Source organism: Streptomyces sp. YJ-C3, assembly GCF_053891275.1.
The window spans coordinates 3,436,727-3,454,421 of sequence record NZ_CM132685.1 but is presented as its reverse complement, the minus strand read 5'-3'; the positions used below and the strand labels follow the sequence as shown (position 1 = coordinate 3,454,421).

Below are 17,695 nucleotides of genomic sequence, written 5' to 3'. Positions count from 1 at the left end.
TGCCGAGCACGTGCCGGGAACCCGGCAAAGACACCCCGGGGCACTCTTGTGCGAACCGCCGGGACCGTCTTGGGTGGGACCGGCGTTGTCCGAAACGGCCCGACCCGGGCCGAATCGACGGCATGGCCCCCAGCGGGGACCATGGGATGCGTGAGGATCAGGAGGATCCCGGCATGACCGAGGGAGACTGTACGACGCTCGGTGACCTCGTCACCGAAGCCGAGGTGGAGGCCCTGGTACGGGGCATCTGCTTCAAGACGGGCCCGCCCCGCACCGTGGGTGTGGAACTGGAGTGGATCGTCCACGAGCCGCACCGCCCGCGGCTCCCGTTACCCCCCGCACGACTCGATGCGGCCTACGTCGCACTGCGCGCCCTGCCGCTGCGCTCGGCGCTCACCGTGGAACCCGGCGGACAGCTGGAGCTCAGTTCGTTCCCCGCCGCCTCGCTGACGGAGTGCGTCTCGGCCATGCAGGCCGATCTGACCGCCGTCCGCGCCGCGCTCCGCGGCCACGGACTCGTCCTGTCCGGCCACGGCACCGATCCGTGGCGGCCCCCGCGACGCGTTCTGCACGAACCCCGCTACGACGCCCTGGAGACGTCCCTGGACCGCGCCGGTCCCGCCGGGCGGTCCATGATGTGCTCCTCCGCCTCCGTGCAGGTGTGCCTGGACGCGGGCCACGAGGAGCCGGGTCCGCTCGGCCACGGCCGGCGCTGGCGGCTGGCCCATCTGCTCGGGCCCGTCCTGGTCGCCGCCTTCGCCAACTCGCCGATGCTGTCCGGCCGTCCGACGGGCTGGCGCTCCACACGGCAACTGCTGTGGGAGCGCATCGACGTGGGCCGGTCGGGGGCGCCGCCGCTGGACGGCGAGCCGCGCGCCGCCTGGGCCCGGCACGTCCTCGACGCGCCGGTGATGTGCGTCCGCGCGGACAACGGCCCCTGGCACGTCCCCGACGGGCTGTCCTTCCGGGACTGGATCCGCGGTGGTGCGCCACGGCCGCCGACCCGCGCGGATCTCGACTATCACCTGACCACCCTGTTCCCGCCGGTACGGCCGCGCGGCCACCTCGAACTGCGCATGATCGACGCGCAGCCGGGCGACGACGGGTGGCTCGTGCCGCTCGCCGTGACGACCGCCCTGTTCGACGATCCGGAGGCGGCCGAGACGGCGTACCGGGCCGTCAAGCCCCTTGCGGAGCGGACCGGTTCGCTGCCCGCGCCGCACAACCCGCTGTGGCGGGACGCCGCCCGGCTCGGCCTCGCCGACCCGGAACTGCGCGAGGCGGCGACGGCCTGCTTCACGACGGCGCTGGACGCGCTGCCCAGGCTCGGCGCGGGCCCCGACGTGCGGCAGGCGGTCGCGGACTTCACGCACCGCCACGTCGTGCGCGGCCGCTGTCCCGCCGACGACGTGCTCGACCTGCTTCCCGAACCCGCACAGGGGAGGACCGTCCGCTCATGACCACCGAGGAGAACGTCACCACGGATCCGGAGGCGCTGCGCCGACGCGCGACGGACGCCCTGCTGGCGGCACGCCGCCGCACGACCCTGCTGACGAGCTGCGTGGAGGAACCCGAACTCACCGCGCAGCACTCGCCGTTGATGTCACCGCTGGTCTGGGACCTCGCGCACATCGGCAACCAGGAGGAGCAGTGGCTGCTGCGAGCCGTCGCGGGCCGGGAGGCGATGCGGCCCGAGATCGACCCGCTGTACGACGCGTTCGAGCATCCGCGTGCCGAGCGGCCCCGGCTGCCGCTGCTCGCGCCGCAGGAGGCACGCGGGTACGCGGCCGAGGTGCGCGGCAGAGCGCTCGACGTCCTGGACACGGCGTCGTTCGAGGCGGACGGCGCAGCGCGGCTGACCCGCTCCGGCTTCGCCTTCGGCATGATCGCCCAGCACGAACAGCAGCACGACGAGACGATGCTGATCACTCATCAGCTCCGGTCGGGCGGCGCGGCGCTCACCGCGCCGGATCCCGATCCGCTGGAGGGCCCGTTCCGCGGCCCGGCCGAAGTCCTGGTGCCCGGCGGCCCGTTCACGATGGGCACGACGGCCGAGCCGTGGGCGCTGGACAACGAACGGCCCGCGCACGCCCGGCTCGTCCCGCCCTTCCACATCGACACGACACCGGTGACGAACTCCGCGTACATGGAGTTCATCGCCGACGGCGGCTACCGCGAGGCCCGCTGGTGGGAGCCCGCGGGCTGGGACATGGTCCAGGGCGGCGGTTTCGAGGCTCCGCTGTTCTGGCGGCGGGAGGCGGGCCAGTGGCTGCGCCGCCGGTTCGGGGTCACGGAAGTGGTCCCGCCCGACGAACCGGTGCTGCACGTGAGCTGGTACGAGGCCGACGCGTACGCCCGGTGGGCCGGGCGGCGCCTGCCGACCGAGGCCGAGTGGGAGAAGGCGGCCCGCTTCGACCCGGCGTCGGGCCGCTCGACGCGCTACCCGTGGGGTGACGCCGACCCGACGCCGGAGCACGCGAACCTGGGCCAGCGCCATCTGCGCCCGGCGGCCGCGGGCAGCTACCCGCTGGGCGAATCCCCGCTGGGCGTGCGGCAGTTGATCGGGGACGTGTGGGAGTGGACGGCGAGCGACTTCCTGCCCTACCCCGGCTTCGTCGCCTACCCGTACCGGGAGTACTCGGAGGTGTTCTTCGGCCCCGACCACAAGGTGCTGCGCGGCGGCTCGTTCGCGGTGGACGCGGTGGCGTGCCGGGGCACGTTCCGCAACTGGGACTACCCGGTCCGCCGGCAGATCTTCGCGGGCTTCCGCACGGCCCGCGACGCCCACCCGCGGGAGGCCTCCTGATGTGCCGTCACCTGGCCTATCTGGGGCCGCCGGTGCCGCTCGGCGAGGTACTGGACGCGCCGCCGCACAGCCTGTTCCGCCAGTCGTGGGAGCCGCGCAGACAGCGGCACGGCACCGTCAACGCCGATGGTTTCGGGGTCGGCTGGTACGCGGACGGGGATCCGGTGCCCGCCCGGTACCGCCGCGCCGTACCCCTCTGGGGCGACCCGTCGTACGCGGACCTGGCCCGGGTGGTCCGCTCGGGCGCGCTGCTCGCGGCCGTCCGCGACGCGACCCTCGCCGGGGCCGACGGGGAGGCCGCGGCCGCGCCGTACGCCTCCGGGCCGTGGCTGTTCAGCCACAACGGCGCGGTGCCCGGCTGGCCGCGCTCGCTGACGGCCCTGGTGCCCACGCTGCCCGCGATCGACCTGCTGTCCCTGGAGGCCCGCTGCGACGCCGCTTTCCTGTGGGCGCTGGTGCTGTACCGGCTGCGCTCGGGCGACGACGAGGCGCAGGCACTGGCGGACACGGTCACCGAGGTCGCCGAGGTGGCGCCCGGCGCGCGTCTCAACTTCCTTCTCACCGACGGCGAGACGATCACCGCGACCGCGTGGGGCGACACCCTCTGGTATCTCGCCGAGCCCGGCCGCCGCACCGTCGTCGCCTCCGAGCCGTACGACGACGATCCGCACTGGGTCGAGGTCCCCGACCGCACCCTGCTCGCGGCAAGCCGTACCGACGTCCTGCTGACCCCGCTCAAGGAGCCGTCCGCGTGAGCCCCTCCCCTGCCTTCCAGCTGACCCGCACCCTGGCCGAGGACGCCACCGGGGCCGCGCTGCGGTCCGATGTCCTGCGCGGCCTGACGAGTACCCCGAAGTCGCTGCCGCCCAAGTGGTTCTACGACGCGCGCGGCAGCGAGCTGTTCGACGAGATCACCACGCTGCCCGAGTACTACCCGACCCGCGCCGAGCGGGAGATCCTCGTGGCCCGTGCCGCGGAGATCGCGGCGGCGACGGGCGCCCGGACCCTGGTGGAGCTGGGCTCGGGCTCGTCCGACAAGACCCGCCACCTGTTGGACGCCTTCCCGCGGCTGACGGCGTACGTGCCCGTGGACGTGAGCGAGAGCGCGCTGCGGGGCGCCGCGACCTCGCTGCTCGCCGAGCGCCCTTCGCTCGGCATCCACGCCCTGATCGCCGACTTCACGCGCCCGCTCGCGCTGCCCGCCACGCCGGGTCCGCGCCTGGTGGCCTTCCTCGGCGGCACGATCGGCAATCTGCTGCCCGCCGAAAGGGCCGAGTTCCTCGCGGCGGTGCGCGGCATGCTGTCGCCCGGGGACTTCTTCCTGCTGGGGACCGACCTGGTCAAGGACGAGGCGACGCTGGTCGCCGCGTACGACGACGCTGCGGGGGTCACCGCCGCGTTCGACAAGAACGTGCTGGCCGTGGTGAACCGCGAGCTCGGCGCCGATTTCGACCTCGGGGCGTTCGACCACGTGGCGCTGTGGGACGCGGAGCGGGAGTGGATCGAGATGCGGCTGCGCGCCGCGTCGGCCCAGACCGTGAAGATCCGGGCGCTGGACCTCGCGGTCGACTTCGCGGCGGGCGAGGAGCTGCGGACGGAGGTGTCGGCGAAGTTCCGCAAGGAAGGGGTGCGGGACGAACTCGGTTCGGCAGGGATGGAGTTGACGGGGTGGTGGACGGACCAGGCCGGACGGTTCGCGCTGTCGCTGAGCACCGCCGCGCAGCGCCCCGCCCGCACCTGAGCGGGGGCGGGGCCCGGTGGGCTACTCGCCGCTCTCGTCCAGGCGGCGGGTGATCTCGCGGGACGCCTTCTTCGCCTCGGTGGCCGGGTCCGCGCCGGACAGGACCCGGGACATGTAGGCCTTGATGGGGTTGTCGGCGGCCTCCACGGTGGCCCAGAGCGGCGACGCGGGGGTCGCCTTGCCGTGGGCGGCGCCGACGGCCATCGCGGCGACACCCGGCTCGTCGGTCACGGCGTCGGCCAGGGTCGTCTTGTTGGGGACGTAGTTCATGGTCCTGGCCAGCTCCGTGTTCCACTTCGCCCCGGCCAGGGCCTTCACCACGGCTACCGCGCCGTCCCGGTCGTCGGTGTTGCCCGCGACGACGAGGTCCGAGCCACCGGTGAAGACGGAGCCGGCCCGGGCCGCCGTCTTGCCGGGGATCGGGAAGTAGCCCAGCTTCCCCTTCAGGGACGGGTTCTTCTTGAGGATCTGCTGGGCCGCGCCGGGTACCGAGATGATCTGGCCGACGTCGCCCTTGGCGAACCGGTCGGCCTGGGAGGGGTGTTCCTCGTCGGCGTCCTTCGGGCCGTCGCCCAGCGCCTGGAGCTGCTGGTAGAAGTCCATGGCGCGCAGCGCGGCCGGCGAGTCCAGGGTGCCGGTCCAGGTGCTCGACGACTCGCGGGCCAGGTCGCCGCCCTCGTCCCAGATGAACCCGGACAGCGTGTACCAGTCCTGTCCGGCGAGGTAGATGCCCTGACGGCCGCCGGTGTCGAGGCGCCGCGTGATGTCGAGCCACTCGGCGCGGGTGCGGGGCGGATCCTCGATGCCGGCCTGCTCGAAGAGGTCGGTGTTGTAGATGACGACGCGGTTGGCCGCGTACCAGGGGATGCCGTACTGCCGCGACTTGTCGATGCCGGGCTCGGCGAGGCCGGGCAGCCAGTCCTCCATGCCGAGGTCGCGCGCGGACTCCAGCGACAGGTCGATCAGGCCGCCCTCGTCGACGTACTGCGGGACCTGGGTGTTGCCGACCTCGATCACGTCGGGTGTGTCGTCGCTGTGGGCGCTCTTGAGGGCCCCGGTGACCTTCTCGCCGATCCCGGTCCAGTCCTGGATCCGGATGTCCAGGCGGATGTCGGCGTGCTCGGCCTCGAAGTCCTTGGTGAAGCGCTTGAGGAACGCGTCCGACGCGCTGTTGCGCATCAGCCACACGGTGACCGCGCGCCGTCCTTCCTGTTTGCCGCCGGGCAGGGCACCGCACGCGCTGATCAGCGTGCCGGTCACGACGACGAGGGAACCGAGGGACAGCACGGCACGGCGGGATCTCACGGGGGGTCACTTTCTGCCTGCGGACAGGGAGGATCGCCCGACGTGGGGGAAGAGCACTCGGCTCGTACGGGTGTGGCTGGATTTTGGTATGTACCAATCGGAAGGGTCAAGAGTTACCCGGAAGTAAGTCGAACAGGTGCACCCCTCCGCCCCCTCGCGGTCCACGGCTCCCTGGGGCACGGTGGAATCATGTCGAACCACACGTATCGCGTCACCGAGATCGTCGGCACCTCCCACGAAGGCGTCGACCAGGCGATCCGCAACGGGATCAAGCGCGCCTCACAGACCCTGCGCAACCTCGACTGGTTCGAGGTCACGCAGGTCCGCGGCCAGATCGTCGACGGGGAGGTCGAGCACTACCAGGTGGGCCTCAAGGTGGGCTTCCGCCTGGACGACGACAACTGACGGGACCCGGCGCTCAGGTCCGCCCGTCGCGCTCCTGGGCGTCCTTCAGCGCCGCGGAGGGGCTCGCCCAGCGGGCCCGTACGACGGTGAATCCGGCGCGCTCCGCCTCGTCGCACACCAGCTCGTCGTCGTCGACGAGCATCCGGACCGTACGGCCGCGGGCCAGCCGGCGCAGCACGTCCAGCTTCGTGCGCCGGGCGGGCCTGCGGTCCGTGTCCCGCCGCATGTGCAGCGGCCCCTCCGGCAGGCCCTGCGCGGCGAGCCACTCCTCGGTGTCGGCGCGGCAGCGCTCGGGCCGCCCGGTCAGGTACACCACCCGGCACTCCTCAGCGCTCTTGCGCGCAAGCGCGATCCCCTCCGCGAGCGGCGGATCGTCCGGCGCGGCGGCGAAGAACGCGTCCCAGTCCCGCGGTCTGCCCTCCAGGAACCGCTGCCGGTGCGCGGTGTCGGCGAGCGTCCCGTCCAGGTCGAAAACGGCCAGCGGCCTTGCATCCCGGGTCATGACGGCACCTTATGGGGCGCGTCCGGGAATCCCCGCGGAGCCACCGTGTTGAAACGGACGTGACCACCGTGATCGAAACGACCCGTTTCTCCGTCCTGGACCGCTCCCGCACCCGCGAGGGGCACACCGCCGCGGAGGCGCTGCGGGACACCGTCTCGCTCGCACAGGATCTGGAGCGCCTCGGCTATCACAGGCTCTGGGTCGCCGAGCACCACGGTGTGCCCGGCGTCGCGGGGTCCGCCCCGGCCGTTCTCGCGGCGGCCGTCGCGGCGGCGACCCGCACCCTGCGGGTCGGCACCGGCGGCGTGATGCTGCCCAACCACCAACCCCTGGTCGTGGCCGAGCAGTTCGGTGTCCTGGAGTCCCTGTTCCCCGGCCGGACCGACATGGGGCTCGGCCGGTCCGTCGGGTTCACGGACGGCGTCCGCAAGGCGCTGGGCCGCGACAAGGACGCGGCCGACGCGGACGACTTCGCCGGGCAGCTGGACGAGCTGCTCGCGTTCTTCACGGGCACGTCGTCGACCCGGGTCCACGCCCGGCCGAGCGAGGGGCTGCCCGTGTCGCCGTTCGTGCTGGCGATGGGCGAGGGCGCGTCGATCGCCGCCCGCGCGGGCCTGCCGATGGTGATCGGCGATCTCCGTGGCCGGGAGAAGATGCTGCGCGGCATCGAGCGCTACCGCGCCGAGTTCCGCCCGTCGGCCTGGGCCGAGGAGCCGTACGTCGTGATCTCCGGGACGGTCGCCGTGGCCGGCAGCGAGCCGGAGGCCCGCCGGCTGCTGATGCCGGAGGCCTGGTCGATGGCGCACGCGCGCACCCACGGCACCTTCCCGCCGCTGCCGCCCGCCGAGCGCGTCGCGGCCCTGGAGATGACCCCGAAGGAGCGCGAGCTGTACGAGTCCGGGCTGCGCGGCCACATCGTGGGCACGGAGCAGCAGGTCACGGACGCCCTGGAGGGGGTGATCAAGGAGAGCGGCGCGCAGGAGGTGCTGGTCACGACCAGTACGTACGACCGCGAGGATCTGCTGGAGTCGTACCGGCGGCTGGCCCGGGTGGCACGCCTGAGTCCGGCCTGAGCCAGGCCTGAGCCCGGCTCCCTGCGGGACCTGTCGTGATCGCGGGCGCCCGTCGGGCGGATAGTCTGTGGTCATGCCAGCCGCCCGACGCACCGCCCGCCAGACGGACCTTCTGGAGCGGCTGGTGGCGCTGCTCGTCGCGGAGGGGTTCGCCTCCTTCACCCTCGACGACCTGGCCGAGCGGCTGCGCTGCTCGAAGACGACGCTGTACCAGCTCGCGCGGAGCAAGCAGGGCCTGGTGCGCGAGGTGGTGAAGCACTACTTCAAGAACGCGACGGCCGCGGTCGAGAAGCAGGTCGCCGACACCTCGGCACCGGCGGAGCGGGTGGTCGTGTACCTCACGGCCGTCGCCGAGCAACTGCGGCCGCTGTCGCGGCAGTTCCTCGACGACATGGCCGACTTCGACGCCACCCGCGAGGTCTACGAGGCCAACACCCGGCACGCCGCCGACCGGATCCGGCAGCTGATCACGGAGGGGGTCACCGCGGGCGCCTTCCGCGAGGTGCACGCGGCCTTCGTGGGAGAGGTCGCCGCCGCCACCATGCAGTCGATCCAGCGGGGCGAGGTCACCACGCGCACCGGGCTGAGCGACTCGGACGCCTACGCCGAACTCGCGTCGCTGATCGTGCACGCCGTCGCGTCCTGACCCGGCGCCCGGCCCGCCCGGCCCGCCCGGGTCAGCGGGGCGCCATCCGGAGCGCTCCGTCCATGCGGATGGTCTCCCCGTTCAGGTAGTCGTGGTCGACGATCGCCAGCACCAGCCGGGCGTACTCCTCGGGTCCGGCGAGCCGGTGCGGGAAGGGCACGCCGGCGGCGAGCTCGGAGCGGAACTCCTCGGACACCGTGGCCAGCATGGGCGTCTCGACGATGCCCGGGGCGATGGTGCAGACGCGGATCCCGTACTGAGCGAGGTCCCGCGCGGCCGGCAGGGTCAGGCCGACCACTCCGCCCTTGGACGACGCGTACGCGGCCTGGCCGATCTGCCCCTCGTACGCGGCGATGGACGCGGTGTTCACGATGACGCCGCGCTGCCCCTGCTCGTCGGCGTCCTGTGCGGCGACGGCCTCCGAGGCGAGCGCCAGGACGTTGAACGTGCCGACCAGGTTGACCTGGACGACCTTCGCGTACAGGTCGAGGTCGTGGACTCCGCGCTTGCCGACGATCCGCATCGACGGACCGATGCCGGCGCAGTTGACGACGGTGCGCAGCGGCACGCCCGAGGAGGTCGCGGCGGTGACGGCCGCCCGCACCTGCTCGGGCACGGTGACGTCGGTGGGGACGTAGTGGACGCCGTCGCGTGCGGGGGCCTGCTCGATGCTGTCCGGGAGGTCGAGGGCGTAGACCGTCGCCCCTTGTGCGGCCAGCGCCTCGGCGGTCGCGGCGCCGAGCCCGGAGGCCCCGCCGGTGACGATCGCGGCGGTTCGGTCGATGCGCATCAGGTGCTCCTCAAGCGTGGGCGGTCCGGGTGGGCGGGGCGGCAGGCGCGGTCAGCGAGCCCGACCCACCCCTGCCGAGCGCGCGGCTGATGACCAGGCGCTGGATCTGGTTGGTGCCTTCGAAGATCTGCATGACCTTGGCCTCGCGCATGTAGCGCTCCACGGCATGGTGCCGGGAGTAGCCGTCGTCGCCCAAGAGGTCGACCGCGTCGCCGGTGACTTTCATGGCGTGGTTGGTGGCGACGAGCTTGGCGATGGACGCCTCCTGCCCGAAAGGCAGATCCCGGTCCTTGCGGCGGGCGGCGGCGAGGGTGGTGGCCCGGGCGACGGCGACCGAGGCGGCCATGTCGGCCAGCGCGAAGGCGGGGCCCTGCTGGGCGATGAGCGGCTCGCCGGAGGATTCGTGGTCGCACGCGTAGCGGACCGTCTCGTCGAGGGCGGCCTGGGCGAGTCCGGTGGCGACCGCGGCGATGCCCATGCGGCCGCAGTCGAGCGCGGCGAGGGCGATCTGCAGTCCCTGCCCCTCGCCGCCGATGCGTCGCTCGACGGGGATGCGCACCCCCTCGAAGCGCATGGTGGCCGTGGCCGAGCCGGTGAGGCCCATCTTGCGCTCGGGCGGATCCGCGGCCAGGCCGGGGGTGTCGGCGGGGACGAGGAAGCAGGAGATGCCGCGCGAGCGGTGGTCGGAGGTGCGGGCCATCACCGTGTAGAAGTCCGCGTGTCCGCCGTGCGTCGTCCAGGCCTTCACGCCGTCGAGCACGTAGTGGTCGCCGTCGAGGACGGCCCGGGTGCGCATCGCCGAGGGGTCGGAGCCGGCCTCGGGTTCCGACAGGCAGTACGCGCCGAGGAGTTCGCCGCCGAGCATGTCCGGCAGCCACCTGCGGCGCTGCTCCCGCGTGCCGAAGACGGCGAGGGGGAAGCAGGACATGGCGTGGACCGAGACGCCCACGCCGACGGTGGCCCAGGCGGTCGCCACTTCTTCGAGTGCCTGCAGGTACACCTCGTAGGTCTGGCCGCCGCCCCCGTGCTCCGGCCCGTAGGGAAGGCCCAGCAGGCCCATGCGGCCCAGGGTCCTGAAGGCCTCGCGGGGGAAGGCTCCGGCGGCCTCCGCCTCGGCGGCGCACGGCACGAGCGAGTTCTGGGCGACGTCCCGGATGCGGCCGATGAGCTCGACGGCATCGGGACAGGGCAGCGCACGATCAGCGGGCAAGGTCCCTCGCTCATCTCAAAGAGTACGGAGAACGGCACGACAGTATCATTTCTGGTACTCCACGCCAGCGCGCGCGGACACCGTGGGCCGCGGCCTAGAATCGTGTGATTTGCCCTCCGGCCCGCGTGTGGCCGGACCGTGACCGCCGCCGACCCGGAGAGCCGCACCCATGCCCCACCCGTCCTCGCCCGACCCGCGCCACGACGGCTTCGTCCGGGTCCGCGGCGCCCGTGAGCACAACCTCAAGGGCGTGGACGTGGACATTCCGCGGGATGTGCTGGCGGTGTTCACGGGGGTGTCCGGCTCGGGCAAGTCCTCGCTCGCGTTCGGCACGATCTACGCGGAGGCGCAGCGCCGCTACTTCGAGTCGGTCGCTCCGTACGCGCGGCGCCTGATCCACCAGGTGGGCGCGCCGGAGGTCGGCGGGATCAGCGGTCTGCCGCCGGCGGTGTCGCTGCAGCAGAGCCGCTCGGTGCCGACGTCCCGTTCCTCGGTCGGCACGGTCACCACGCTCTCGAACTCCCTGCGGATGCTGTTCTCGCGCGCGGGCAGCTACCCGGCGGGGGCACCGCGGCTCGACTCGGACGCCTTCTCGCCGAACACCGCGGCCGGCGCGTGCCCGCGGTGCCACGGCCTCGGCCGGGTGCACCGCACCACCGAGGAACTCCTCGTCCCCGATCCGTCGCTGTCGATCCGCGAGGGCGCGATCGCCGCGTGGCCGGGCGCCTGGCAGGGCAAGAACCTGCGGGACATCCTCGACACGCTCGGCCACGACGTGGGGCGTCCGTGGCGGGAGCTGGCGCAGGCGGACCGCGACTGGATCCTGTTCACCGACGAGCAGCCGGTGGTCACGGTGCACCCCGTACGGGACGCGGACCGCATCCAGCGCCCCTACCAGGGCACGTACATGAGCGCGAACCGGTACGTGCTGAAGACGTTCGCCGACTCCAAGAGCCAGACACTGCGCGCGAAGGCGGAGAAGTTCCTGGAGAGCACCCCGTGCCCGGTGTGCGGCGGCGCCCGGCTGCGGGCGGAAGCGCTCGCGGTGACCTTCGCGGGCCGGACGATCGCCGAGCTGGCGCGGCTGCCGCTGGCGGAGCTGGCCGGGATCCTCGCCGACGCCGCGTCCGGGGACGCCTCACAGACGGCTCGGGTCCTCACGGACGACCTGCGGGCCCGCATCGCGACGGTCACCGAACTCGGCCTCGGCTACCTGGGACTCGACCGTCCGACGCCGACCCTCTCCTCGGGCGAGCTGCAACGGCTGCGTCTGGCCACGCAGTTGAGGTCCGGACTGTTCGGTGTCGTGTACGTGCTCGACGAGCCGTCCGCCGGACTCCATCCCGCCGACACCGAGTCCCTGCTCACCGTCCTGGACCGGCTCAAGGAGGCCGGCAACTCGGTGTTCGTCGTCGAGCACCACCTCGACGTGATGCGGCACGCGGACTGGCTGGTCGATGTGGGACCGCTGGCCGGGGAGCACGGCGGGCGGGTGCTGCACAGCGGTCCGGTGGCGGACCTGCGCGCGGTCGGGGAGTCGGCGACGGCCCGCTTCCTGTTCGCCGAGGAGCCGCCGGCCGAGCGCCGAGTCCGATCGCCCAAGGGGTGGTTGAAGGTCGGTCCGGTGACCCGGCACAACCTGCGGGACGTGACGGTGGAGGTTCCGCTGGGTGCGTTCACCGCCGTCACCGGGGTGTCCGGGTCCGGCAAGTCGACCCTGATCGGCGCGATCACCCAGGACCTGGAGGGTGTCGGACGGCTCGTGGTCGTCGACCAGAAGCCGATCGGCCGTACGCCCCGCTCCAACCTGGCCACGTACACCGGACTGTTCGACGTCGTACGCAAGCTCTTCGCGGGCACGGACGAGGCGCGGGAGCGTGGTTACGGCGTCGGCCGCTTCTCCTTCAACGTGTCGGGCGGGCGCTGCGAGACCTGCCAGGGCGAGGGTTTCGTCAGCGTCGAGCTGCTCTTCCTGCCGAGCACGTACGCGCCGTGCCCGGACTGTGCGGGCGCGCGCTACAACCCCGAGACCCTCCAAGTGACGTACCGGGGGCGGAACATCGCCGAGGTGCTCGATCTGACCGTGGAGGCCGCGGCCGCGTTCTTCACCGCGGCGGACGACGACGCGGCCGAGCCCGTGCTGCGCAGCCTGCGCACGCTGCTCGACGTGGGGCTCGGCTATCTCCGTCTCGGCCAGCCCGCGACCGAGCTGTCCGGTGGCGAGGCCCAACGGATCAAGCTGGCGGGCGAGTTGCAGCGGGTGCGCCGCGGCCACACGCTGTATCTGCTCGACGAGCCGACGACCGGGCTGCATCCGGCCGATGTGGAGGTGCTCCTGCGGCAGCTGGACGGACTGGTCGATGCGGGCCACTCGGTCGTGGTCGTCGAGCACGACATGGCCGTGGTCGCCGGCGCGGACTGGGTCGTCGACATGGGGCCCGGCGGCGGGGACGCGGGCGGGCACGTCGTCGCGACCGGCCCGCCCCGGGATGTCGCGACCGCCGCCGGCAGTCGCACGGCCCCCTATCTAGCGCGGGCGCTCGGCGGGTGAGCGCAGCCGGCCCTTGGCCAGTTTGCCCGTCGGCGTACGCGGGAGCGCGCCCACGAACTGCACCTCCCGCGGCACCTTGTAGTGCGCCATCCGTTCCCGCACGTACGCCATCAGTTCGCTCCCCAGCTGCCGTCCGGGGACGCTTCCTTCGGCGGCCTGCACCACCGCGCGGACGCACTCCCCCATCTCCTCGTCCGGCACCCCGATGACGGCCACGTCGGCGACGGCGGGATGCAGGACGAGGCAGTCCTCGATCTCCTGCGGGTAGATGTTGACGCCACCGGAGATGATCGTGAAGGCCTTGCGGTCGGTGAGGAAGAGATAGCCGTCCTCGTCGACGTGGCCGATGTCGCCGGTGGTGGTCCAGTGCGGGTGATCGGGGTGCTGGGCCTCGCGGGTGCGGCCCTCGTCCCCGTGGTACCGGAAGGGCAGCTCCTCCCGCTCGAAGTAGACGACGCCCGTCTCCCCCGGCGGCAGCACCTTCCCCGCCCCGTCACAGACCCGCAGCTCGCCGAGGATCCCGCCACGTCCCACCGAGCCCGGCTTGCGCAGCCACTCCTCCGGCCCGATGAAGGTGATCCCGTTGCCCTCGGTCGCCGCGTAGTACTCGTACAGGACGGGCCCCCACCAGTCCATCATCCGCCGCTTCACCTCGACGGGGCAGGGCGCGGCCGCGTGGATCGCGACCTTCATCGACGACGTGTCACTGCGCTCGCGCACGGCGTCCGGGAGCTTCAGCATGCGCACGAACATGGTCGGCACCCACTGGCTGTGCGTGACCCTGTGCCGCTCGATCGCCTCCAACGCGCCGTGCGCGTCGAAGGACTTCATGAGGACGACCGTGCCGCCCGTCGCGATGACCGTGCCGCAGAACCGCAGGGGCGCCGCGTGGTACAGCGGGGCCGGGCACAGATAGACGGTGTTCTCGTCGAAGCCGTACATGGGCTGGAAGAGCAGCTGGTACATCGAGGGGTCGGTCCGGATGTCGCCGTCGGGCAGGGTGGGTTCGATGCCCTTGGGGCGGCCCGTCGTGCCGGACGAGTAGAGCATGTCGGTACCGCGCGGCTGGACGGCGGGCGGCTCGGCCGACGCGGCCGCCAGCGCCGCGTCGTACGTCCCGTCGTCGAAGCCGAGCCGGTGCGTCACCTCGGGCACCAACGCGGCGACCGACGCGCCGAGTTCAGCGAGTGTGGCATCGGCGACGATCAGCGCGGCCGCCCCGCAGTCCCGCACGATGTAGGCGGCTTCCTCGGCGGTGAGATGGTGGTTGACGGCGGTGAGATAGAGGCCCGAGCGCAGCGCGGCCCAGTACACCTCCATGACCCGCGGATCGTTGTCGGACAGCAGGGCCAGATGGTCGCCTCTGCGCAGCCCCGCCGCGTGCAGATGGTCGGCGAGACGCAGCGAGTTCTCCTCCAACTCGCCGTAAGTGAGGGTGATGCCGCCGTCGGCCGTGACGACGGCCGGCCTGGCTCGGTCGTACGCTCCCGGATACATGGGTCGACGTTACCCGCAGTAGGTGACGAGGCGTCAGAGGTGTGCGGGGAGTTGTCGGCACGCCCCGCACACCTCTCACCTCAGCTCGTCCAGGACCATGTGCCAGGAGTCGGGGCTCTCGCGCCACCTGTGCCAGCGCTCGTCGCCGGCGAGCACCAGGGCGAGCGCCTCGTCGACGGTCACCCGCGCGCGGCCCAGCACTTCGCGCACCACGACGACAGCCGCCTGTGCCCCGGGACGTCCCGCCGAGGCCAGGCGCCCCACGGCGGAGGCGGGCACGTCCGGCGCGGTGGCCCTGACGTGGTCCACGAGCGGGCCCACCCAGCGCGCCCAGCGCTCGTACGAGGGCGCCTCCGCGTCCCGCTCGGCGCGGGCGACGAGGGGTTCCAGCGCCGCGGACAGGCGTTCCAGGTACTGCGCCGCGGTGCCCGTCACGTGGGGATACTCGCTCTGGAAGTGCTCCCAGCCGATGTCGGCGCAGGCCCGCATCTCCTCCAGCCACCAGCGTCCGCCGGGCCGCAGCAGCTCGTCACCGGCCAGGACGAAGGCGCCGCGCAGCACGTCGTACCGGAGCGGCGCCAGATCGGCGAGGAGCACGGCGTCGTACAGGTCCTTGCCCTGCGGGTGGATGTCGCCGATCAGCCACATGATCTTCCACGCCAGCGACAGCTCGGGCGTGACGGCACCGACGGTACGGGCGGGTCCGTCACCCAGCGGGCGCAGCGGCGTGGGGACGGCCGGGGCGGCGAGCGGTTCGTCGTGGACGACGTCGATCTGCACCGTGCCGCCGGCCGTGCCAGGCGCCGTCCACGGCAGGAGCAGGCGCCGGCCGGGGACGCGGTCGTACGTCCAGATGTCCTCGGTGACCGCGCCGGCCGCGTCGATCCGCACCTGCGCGTGCGGCCAGGCCGCGGCGGTGGCCTCGGCCGCCTGCGCGATCTGCGGGAACAGGGCCTGCGCCTCGGGCCCCTCGAACGCCCAGCCGGCCGGCGCGAGGAAGTCGAGGTCGCCCGGCTCGCGGGCGGCGCCGCCGCACCACGTCGCCATCAGCACGCTGCCGCGCAGCACGAGCCGCGCGCCCAGGGCGCTGTCCGCGACGGCCGCCAGCACCAGGTCGAGGGCGGTGCGCCGGGCCCGGAACCAGGCCCGGGCCGTCGCCTCGTCGTCGAACCGGGGGTCGCCCGCGCGGAAGGCGTACGGGTACTGCAGGAGGGCCGGGTCGAAGACGGGCGGCTGGCTCAGCCCCTCCGGCGCGGGCAGCAGGGTGCGGGGCAGCGCGAGCCCCCGCCGCATCTCCTCGTCCGGCGGGGTGTGCGGGAGCTCCTCGCCCCGGTACAGGGCGCGCCGCCACACCGGGTCGTCGGGGGCGTTCGTCGATCCGGTCATGTGAGCGCTCCTTCCGGGCGGGGCGACGAGGACAGGGGGTCGAGCCAGCCCGCGTCGAGGTCGAGGCGGGTGTCGTGCAGGACGTACTCGCGCTCGACCTCCAGCACCCGGGTGCCGGGGGCCACCGCGAGATCCGCGACCAGCGCGTCGAGCCGGCGCTGCGCGGTGGCGCGGCCCACGCCGTGACAGCGCTGGGTCACGAAGCGTTCCTGGCGGCCGTCGGGGCGGGTCCGGCGCGCGTTCCACGACACGTGCGCGCCGTGGTCCGTGGCGCGCGCGGCGAGGGAGCCCGGGTCGACGCCCTCGGCGAGGAGCAGCTTCACGTGGTGCTCGAAGTGCAGGTGCGGCGCGGCGAGCCGGGCGGCCGCGTCGCTCTGCGGTACGCCCGCCGCCCACGGCGCCGCCTCCGTCTTGGCGCGTACGACGACGAAGCCGTCCCGCGCGAGAGCGGCGGCGGTCCGGGCGACCGGGCCGTGGATCCACGCGTCGGCCCGGCTCCGGCCGCGCAGCGTCACCATCGGCTGGGAGCGGTGCCGGCCGCGGGCGAGCACGATGTGCGTGACGCCGAGGCCACGGGCGGCGGCCCAGTCCGCGAGGCGCCGCGCGGCCGGGTCCGCGGCGGGTTCGACGGTGAGGTGCGTCTCCAACTCACCTTCGAATGCAGCGAGTTCGGCGCTCATGTGGCCGGCTGTACATGAGTGAACCAACGGGCGGTCTCGTCCGCCCCGAGGACCCGCTCCAGGGTGAGGTCGCCGGTCATGCCGGGGAAGAACCGCCCGGCAGGCCAGCCGCGCTCGTAGGGCGGCGGGTCGAGGACGAGGAGGCGGGCGCCGTCGACGACGGGGATGTCGCTGGGGGTGCCCTCGTTCCATATCCAACCGCCGTCCGGGGCCGCCAGGTTGAAGGAGCCGGTGGTGGGCACCTGGCCCGGCGCGTCCCGGCACACCGCGGCCTCCTGCGCGGACGGGACGCGCGCCGCGACATGGCCGCCGCCGGCGAGGACGTCGGCGAGCAGTGTGTGGAGCTGGAAGTTGTCCCCGATGCCGGTCATCCGCAGCGCGAAACCGGCGCCGCTCTCCCGGTGCAGCACCACCAGGGGTGCGTCGTCCAGGACGAGGAGGGCGTAGGTCAGGCACTTGAAGTCGTGGCCCGACGCCTCCTGCACGGCCCGCAGCGAGGTGAGCAGGCCGGTGCGGACGGCGGGGTCGAGTCCGGTGCGCACCGCCGGGTGGTTGAGCATCGCGACCGCGGCCATCTCCCACTGCGGGAGCGTCCACCAGGCCATCGCCGCCTCAGGGCCCACGCGCTCCAGCACGGCGTCGTCCGGGGCGTCGGTCTCCGGGTCGGGCAGGTCGCCTCCCCCGGTCTCCGTCCAGCGCGCGCAGAACTCCCCGGCGCCGCGCACCGCGTCGGCGAGCCCGTCGAGCAGGGCGGGCGCGCACCGGCCGGCGTCGGCGCCGCGCTCGACGCAGGCGCCGACGGTGACGGCGACCATCCCCCGCGGGCCCGCGGGGAGTTGTGTCAGCAGCGCGGCGAGGCGGGGCGCGCCCGCGTCGATCTCCGCCTGCTTCGCGTCCCCGAAGTGCCGGTGTATTTTCTGGAACTCCTGCTCCGAGCGGGCACCGTCCTGCTCGCGCACAGCGGTCTCGAAGCCCGTGACGGCGTCGAGAAACCGCTCCCTCCCCTTGCGGTTCATGATCATGCGCGCAGATTACCCCCGGCCACTGACAACGCCGCCGCGCGTGCTCCGGGCCGGACACGATGACGGGACCGGGAGAGCACC

16 protein-coding genes are annotated in these 17,695 nt (G+C 73.2%); 8 read left to right on the top strand and 8 right to left on the bottom strand.

Going from position 1 to position 17,695, the window contains the following annotated elements; all coding sequences use genetic code 11:
• Positions 1-173 precede the first annotated feature (173 nt).
• From egtA to egtD, 4 genes are read left to right on the top strand one after another with little or no spacing between them, the layout of a single operon-like run.
• Positions 174-1,460, top strand: coding sequence for an ergothioneine biosynthesis glutamate--cysteine ligase EgtA (egtA, locus tag ACVHNB_RS15060; protein WP_456228317.1), 1,287 nt, complete (start codon positions 174-176; stop codon positions 1,458-1,460).
• Positions 1,457-2,806: an ergothioneine biosynthesis protein EgtB gene (gene egtB / locus ACVHNB_RS15055; protein WP_456228316.1), complete on the top strand. Its 1,350-nt coding sequence runs from the start codon at positions 1,457-1,459 to the stop codon at positions 2,804-2,806. Before egtA ends, egtB begins: the two co-directional genes overlap by 4 nt.
• Positions 2,806-3,561, top strand: coding sequence for an ergothioneine biosynthesis protein EgtC (gene egtC / locus ACVHNB_RS15050; RefSeq protein WP_428950663.1), 756 nt, complete (start codon positions 2,806-2,808; stop codon positions 3,559-3,561). Before egtB ends, egtC begins: the two co-directional genes overlap by 1 nt.
• The gene (gene egtD, locus ACVHNB_RS15045) at positions 3,558-4,547 is read left to right on the top strand and encodes an L-histidine N(alpha)-methyltransferase (RefSeq protein WP_456228315.1); all 990 of its coding nucleotides are present in this window, start codon (positions 3,558-3,560) and stop codon (positions 4,545-4,547) included. The genes egtC and egtD overlap by 4 nt, the downstream gene beginning before the upstream one ends.
• A 21-nt stretch (positions 4,548-4,568) precedes the next feature.
• On the opposite strand, the gene ACVHNB_RS15040 is transcribed toward egtD, so the two are convergent.
• The gene (locus tag ACVHNB_RS15040) at positions 4,569-5,852 is read right to left on the bottom strand and encodes an extracellular solute-binding protein (RefSeq protein WP_456228314.1); all 1,284 of its coding nucleotides are present in this window, start codon (positions 5,850-5,852) and stop codon (positions 4,569-4,571) included.
• 189 nt (positions 5,853-6,041) lie between these two features.
• Between ACVHNB_RS15040 and ACVHNB_RS15035 the strand changes: the two genes are divergently transcribed.
• Positions 6,042-6,257: a dodecin gene (locus ACVHNB_RS15035; protein ID WP_428950666.1), complete on the top strand. Its 216-nt coding sequence runs from the start codon at positions 6,042-6,044 to the stop codon at positions 6,255-6,257.
• Positions 6,258-6,270: 13 nt separating this feature from the next.
• Here the strand turns inward: ACVHNB_RS15035 and ACVHNB_RS15030 are convergent, their stop codons facing one another.
• Positions 6,271-6,759, bottom strand: a complete 489-nt coding sequence (locus ACVHNB_RS15030) for a phosphatase domain-containing protein (protein WP_456228313.1) — start codon at positions 6,757-6,759, stop codon at positions 6,271-6,273.
• Between the two features lie 11 nt (positions 6,760-6,770).
• Here ACVHNB_RS15030 and ACVHNB_RS15025 point away from each other — a divergent pair, with 11 nt between their 5' ends.
• Both ACVHNB_RS15025 and ACVHNB_RS15020 read left to right on the top strand, forming a co-directional pair.
• The gene (locus ACVHNB_RS15025; protein WP_456228312.1) at positions 6,771-7,832 is read left to right on the top strand and encodes an MsnO8 family LLM class oxidoreductase; all 1,062 of its coding nucleotides are present in this window, start codon (positions 6,771-6,773) and stop codon (positions 7,830-7,832) included.
• Between the two features lie 73 nt (positions 7,833-7,905).
• Positions 7,906-8,478 carry a TetR/AcrR family transcriptional regulator gene (locus ACVHNB_RS15020; protein ID WP_428950669.1) on the top strand — a complete coding sequence of 191 codons (573 nt, stop codon included), beginning with the start codon at positions 7,906-7,908 and terminating at the stop codon, positions 8,476-8,478.
• Positions 8,479-8,509: 31 nt separating this feature from the next.
• Here the strand turns inward: ACVHNB_RS15020 and ACVHNB_RS15015 are convergent, their stop codons facing one another.
• The gene (locus ACVHNB_RS15015; RefSeq protein ID WP_428950670.1) at positions 8,510-9,268 is read right to left on the bottom strand and encodes an SDR family NAD(P)-dependent oxidoreductase; all 759 of its coding nucleotides are present in this window, start codon (positions 9,266-9,268) and stop codon (positions 8,510-8,512) included.
• 10 nt (positions 9,269-9,278) lie between these two features.
• Positions 9,279-10,478 (bottom strand): acyl-CoA dehydrogenase family protein, encoded by a 1,200-nt coding sequence (locus ACVHNB_RS15010; RefSeq protein ID WP_428950671.1) that lies wholly within the window; start codon positions 10,476-10,478, stop codon positions 9,279-9,281.
• A 169-nt stretch (positions 10,479-10,647) separates the two neighbouring features.
• Between ACVHNB_RS15010 and ACVHNB_RS15005 the strand changes: the two genes are divergently transcribed.
• Positions 10,648-13,029 carry an ATP-binding cassette domain-containing protein gene (locus ACVHNB_RS15005; protein ID WP_428950672.1) on the top strand — a complete coding sequence of 794 codons (2,382 nt, stop codon included), beginning with the start codon at positions 10,648-10,650 and terminating at the stop codon, positions 13,027-13,029.
• On the opposite strand, the gene ACVHNB_RS15000 is transcribed toward ACVHNB_RS15005, so the two are convergent.
• The 4 genes from ACVHNB_RS15000 to ACVHNB_RS14985 form a co-directional block, all read right to left on the bottom strand.
• Entirely contained in the window at positions 13,006-14,526 is a 1,521-nt protein-coding gene (locus tag ACVHNB_RS15000; protein WP_456228311.1) for an acyl-CoA synthetase, read from the bottom strand. The two genes, ACVHNB_RS15005 and ACVHNB_RS15000, sit on opposite strands and share 24 nt — an antisense overlap.
• A gap of 75 nt (positions 14,527-14,601) precedes the next feature.
• Positions 14,602-15,912 (bottom strand): nucleotidyl transferase AbiEii/AbiGii toxin family protein, encoded by a 1,311-nt coding sequence (locus ACVHNB_RS14995; protein ID WP_456228310.1) that lies wholly within the window; start codon positions 15,910-15,912, stop codon positions 14,602-14,604.
• On the bottom strand, positions 15,909-16,592 hold the full coding sequence (locus ACVHNB_RS14990; protein WP_456228309.1) for a hypothetical protein: 684 nt from the start codon (positions 16,590-16,592) through the stop codon (positions 15,909-15,911). The genes ACVHNB_RS14995 and ACVHNB_RS14990 overlap by 4 nt, the downstream gene beginning before the upstream one ends.
• Positions 16,589-17,614 (bottom strand): hypothetical protein, encoded by a 1,026-nt coding sequence (locus tag ACVHNB_RS14985; protein WP_456228308.1) that lies wholly within the window; start codon positions 17,612-17,614, stop codon positions 16,589-16,591. Before ACVHNB_RS14985 ends, ACVHNB_RS14990 begins: the two co-directional genes overlap by 4 nt.
• Between the last annotated feature and the right edge of the window lie 81 nt (positions 17,615-17,695).

Bases quoted from the DNA above. Each gene is read 5' to 3' on its own strand.
- ACVHNB_RS15015 (WP_428950670.1), bottom strand. From the start codon at position 9,268: ATGCGCATCGACCGAACCGCCGCGATCGTCACCGGCGGGGCCTCCGGG.
- ACVHNB_RS15000 (WP_456228311.1), bottom strand. From the start codon at position 14,526: ATGTATCCGGGAGCGTACGACCGAGCCAGGCCGGCCGTCGTCACGGCC.
- ACVHNB_RS14990 (WP_456228309.1), bottom strand. From the start codon at position 16,592: ATGAGCGCCGAACTCGCTGCATTCGAAGGTGAGTTGGAGACGCACCTC.
- ACVHNB_RS14985 (WP_456228308.1), bottom strand. From the start codon at position 17,614: ATGATCATGAACCGCAAGGGGAGGGAGCGGTTTCTCGACGCCGTCACG.
- ACVHNB_RS15035 (WP_428950666.1), top strand. From the start codon at position 6,042: ATGTCGAACCACACGTATCGCGTCACCGAGATCGTCGGCACCTCCCAC.
- ACVHNB_RS15005 (WP_428950672.1), top strand. From the start codon at position 10,648: ATGCCCCACCCGTCCTCGCCCGACCCGCGCCACGACGGCTTCGTCCGG.
- ACVHNB_RS15020 (WP_428950669.1), top strand. From the start codon at position 7,906: ATGCCAGCCGCCCGACGCACCGCCCGCCAGACGGACCTTCTGGAGCGG.
- egtA (WP_456228317.1), top strand. From the start codon at position 174: ATGACCGAGGGAGACTGTACGACGCTCGGTGACCTCGTCACCGAAGCC.
- ACVHNB_RS15030 (WP_456228313.1), bottom strand. From the start codon at position 6,759: ATGACCCGGGATGCAAGGCCGCTGGCCGTTTTCGACCTGGACGGGACG.
- ACVHNB_RS14995 (WP_456228310.1), bottom strand. From the start codon at position 15,912: ATGACCGGATCGACGAACGCCCCCGACGACCCGGTGTGGCGGCGCGCC.
- egtC (WP_428950663.1), top strand. From the start codon at position 2,806: ATGTGCCGTCACCTGGCCTATCTGGGGCCGCCGGTGCCGCTCGGCGAG.
- egtB (WP_456228316.1), top strand. From the start codon at position 1,457: ATGACCACCGAGGAGAACGTCACCACGGATCCGGAGGCGCTGCGCCGA.
- ACVHNB_RS15025 (WP_456228312.1), top strand. From the start codon at position 6,771: ATGGGGCGCGTCCGGGAATCCCCGCGGAGCCACCGTGTTGAAACGGAC.